Below are 1,075 nucleotides of genomic sequence, written 5' to 3' on the forward strand. Positions count from 1 at the left end.
ACGCTGCTCATGCCAGCGCTCCTGCGATGCGGTCGAGCACGCCGGCGAGCGTCGGCAGGCCGTCGTCATGCACCGCGAACAACGGCAGCATCACCGAGCCGTCGGCCCGGAACAGGTGCCCCGGCGAGCCGATGCCCGGCGTCGACACCGGGATGAACACCGCGGCCGGCACCCGCGCCAGTTCGGGGTGGCCCAGCACGAGGGTCGGCTGCGCGGTCGCCGGCGGGGCCAGGTCCGGATCGAAGCTGGACACCCACAGCAGGCTGTCGACCGCGGCGTCGGACAGCAGGCGCTGCGCATCGAAGCACAGCGGCTCGTGTTCCAGCCCGAGCGGCCCGGCGCGCGAGCGCAGCGGCAGGCCCGACAGCCAGGTGAACACCTGGTTCACCGTGCCGGCRCCGTTGCCGCCGCCCAGCCACATCGCCGCGGCACGGGTGCTCTGGTTCAGCGTGCCGACGGTGYGGTGGATGCTTTCGACGACCAGCGCGCCCTGGCGCGGCAGCGTGCGCGTCTCGCCGACGAACACCGCGTAGCGCGCCTGCCGCAGCTGCGTGGCCAGCGACTGCAGCGCCGCCGGTGCCTCGCGCACGGCACGCCCGGCGACCAGCGCGGACAGCAGCGCGACGGTGCTGAACAGGTCGCCGTGCAGCGGGATCGTGTCGACCGTGACGCCCGGACGCGCGCGCAGGCTGTCGAGCACCGCGCCATCGGCCGTGCCGCCGCCGAGCACCACCACCCGCCGCTGCGCCACGAGCGCCTCGCCGACGCCGCAGCGATCGAAGAACTCCGGCGCCTGCCGCACCGGCGTGCCGCCCACGCAGACGATCAGGTCGGCGCGCGTGCGCACCTCGGCCAGCGTCGTGAAGAAGCTGCCGCGGTCCTGCGTCGCGCGCAGCGTGGTCATCAGCGCCTCGCCCTCGGCCGCGTCGCAGATCGCCCCGGTCCGGCAGGCCAGGCGGTACAGCGCGCGGGCGCCCGACACATCGGTGCCCAGGCCGCCGAACAGCGGTTGCCGGCTCGCGGCGAGCACCCGGGCCGCAGCCGCGATGGCCTCGGCCAGCGAGCAGTCCTGGCC

The 1,075-nt window shown here is 75.4% G+C and carries 1 protein-coding gene; it reads right to left on the reverse strand.

Annotation, left to right across the window (positions count from 1 at the left end; all coding sequences use genetic code 11):
• Nucleotides 1–7: 7 nt before the first annotated feature.
• A partial coding sequence (locus AC1D15_RS33850; protein ID WP_477829513.1) for a molybdopterin-binding domain-containing protein occupies nt 8–1,075 on the reverse strand: 1,068 nt, incomplete at its 5' end.

The sequence above is a fragment of the Rhizobacter sp. P2_H2 genome, assembly GCF_056403375.1.